The organism is Moorena sp. SIO2C4 (genome assembly GCF_010672485.1).
Classification (GTDB): domain Bacteria; phylum Cyanobacteriota; class Cyanobacteriia; order Cyanobacteriales; family Coleofasciculaceae; genus Moorena; species Moorena producens.
In genome coordinates, this window is record NZ_JAAHGN010001083.1 from 1 (window position 1) to 2,489 (window position 2,489).

Here is a 2,489-nt window from a genome sequence, read left to right on the forward strand (position 1 = left end):
TCCAAAATTGTCAGAAGTTCTGTAACCGAGTCTACTTGCCAGTCAGGTTATTGTGGGTGATAGAGATGTTGTCCCAACGGGCACCATTGGCCGATGTGGAGAAGGCAACATAACCCCCAGAGCTACGCATATCATTGATACTGAAGGCGTTAACAACATTGGTGACTGTGTTTGTCAAAGTTACTGAAATTGTAGAGCCGTCATCGGTGAGAAGCAGGTGGACTGGGTCGTCCCAAAAACTATCTCCTCCCGGTGGATCTTTACGGAAAAACTCCATGAAGGGGCCACCGAATGAGACTCCAGTATGGCCATTTTGGAAGTTATGCAATCGCAGGTATATTCCGTTACTTGGTTCGTCAAAGGAACCAGAAGGAAGTCCGTCACCACGAACTTGAAGAAAAGCAATTTCGTTAGCCGGAGTGAAAGTAATGTCTGCCTCAATTGTGAGTGGATTGTCAATACTCGGTTTGAGATTAGATGCTACAGTACGAAGGGTTCCGCGATTAGTCACACTTGCCCAACCAGCATCAGTGGCATTCCCGGTTCCACCTCCGATCTCGAAATTTGCTGAATCAAAGGTCCCACCGGTGAAATCTTCAGTAATGGAGTCTGGTTCAGAACATTTTGACGTGTATACACGGCATTTTTGATTTACCGAATCCAAATTCCAAGCTCCGCAGTTCACAATTGCAGCACATCGATCACCACACTGTTCATAGGTTCCCGAAAATGGTTCAATCGTACGAATTCTAGAAATAGCTTTACAAGTTTCTGCGGTCCCAGGAGGTATAAATCCCCATCCACCGGAGGGGTCTGGTTCAGAACATTCTGACGTGTATACACGGCATTTTTGATTTACCGAATCCAAATTCCAAGCTCCGCAGTTCACAATTGCAGCACATCGATCACCACACTGTTGATACGTTCCCGAAAATGGTTCAATCGTACCAATTCTAGAAATAGCTTTACAAGTTTCTGCTGTCCCAGGAGGTATAAATCCCCATTCAAGTGTGTCAACCTGAGCATTCCCGACTGCGTAGAATGCAGTAAACAAAACTACAACAACGAGGGTAAAAATATATTTTGTTATTTTCAACATCAGCTTAATCCTGATGAACAATAAAAGTATGAAGGAGAAGCATTGCTTGCCTGGTGCATCTCAGTTTTGCAATTAGGCAAAAATTCGGCATAAAATTCCCACACTCCTCGCGCCCGGGCCCCACACTCCCCGCGCCCGGGCCCCACACTTGAGATCTTTTTTACAAATATGAGATGCACCCGGTGTGGCCAGGTAGGGAGTCACCTGTCTCCTCAGGGGTGGGGTTTTCACCCACATCCAAAAGATAGTTAGAAATTTTGAGGGTGTATCCGATACTTTTTAGCTACCAAAATCTACCAAAAGCAAATTCTGGCTCGCCAATGCAAGATGCTTTCACATCCAGGGGGTATCTCCCAAAGCTCTTACGGAATATCCCGCGAGCGCCATAAAAATGTCAACAAATTTGGTTCCACCGGGATAGACAGTGCAACTATTAAACCCTTGGTTTTCGGTTTTAATTTAAGTTACATAATAATCTCTGTCGGTGTTACCCTAATTTAATTCTAACAAATAATAAAAGTTTTTGGTATACTCTGCAACATTTTCTCTAGCGGTTTACTAACCCTCGCGATTCCCCCAGCTCATACCCCTCTAGTTTCTAGAGGCTCCTAGCTGGAACGAGCCGCACCTGCATCCAATCTTCTTCTAGAACCAATCACTCTGGAGTCTTTCTTTTTTTGAGCTATTGTCCTAGAGGTAGAGTTAGAATATTTCGGTTTATAGGTATGAGTCCGCATAGCTAGTTCTATTTACCTTGTACCCTTGAAGAAAACAATACCAGTCGATCACATGGGTGCATCTCACTTTTGTAAATGTTCGTAGGGTGCGTTAGGGACGGGGGAGCCCTTATTTTCTTGGTAGCCAGTGTTAGGACAATCCGTCCCGTAACGCACCACCCAAACGGCAAAAATGAGATGCACTCGATCCCACCGTCTTCTAGGAGCGCGACATGGCACCCCAAACTTTAACCAACTGGTATCATAGTAATTATAGTTATCTGTTACAAGAAATCGAGCCAGTTTGTAACTATTTATAAAAGTACATAGAAGGTTAAAAAAATCCACAAAGCGTTACATAATTTGGCTCCGATACATCTGCCTTGGCTGAACTTTGTCGCTAATTCCATCTCTCCCCATTTGAAAGGGATATCCTGCTAATGGGTGGGCAAATTGGGACGGCTGAGATGAGACAACTTAAGAGGCGTTGCTGCTCGGGTGCATCTCATTTTTACTGTTTGACCCGGTGGTGCGTTACGGGACGGACTTTCCCAACATTGACGACCGATAAAATGAGTGCAAGCCCGTCCCTAACGCACCCTACGAACTCACCCAATTAATAATTCCTCTAACTATAACAAAAAAAAATCGGTCAAGCTCTGGTTAACCCCAAG

General features: G+C 44.6%; 1 protein-coding gene. It reads right to left on the reverse strand.

The features are described 5' to 3' along the window. Nucleotides 1-31: 31 nt before the first annotated feature. Complete coding sequence (locus F6K20_RS33965) at nucleotides 32-1,099, reverse strand: hypothetical protein (RefSeq protein ID WP_008179744.1); 1,068 nt, start codon at nucleotides 1,097-1,099, stop codon at nucleotides 32-34. Nucleotides 1,100-2,489 lie beyond the last annotated feature (1,390 nt).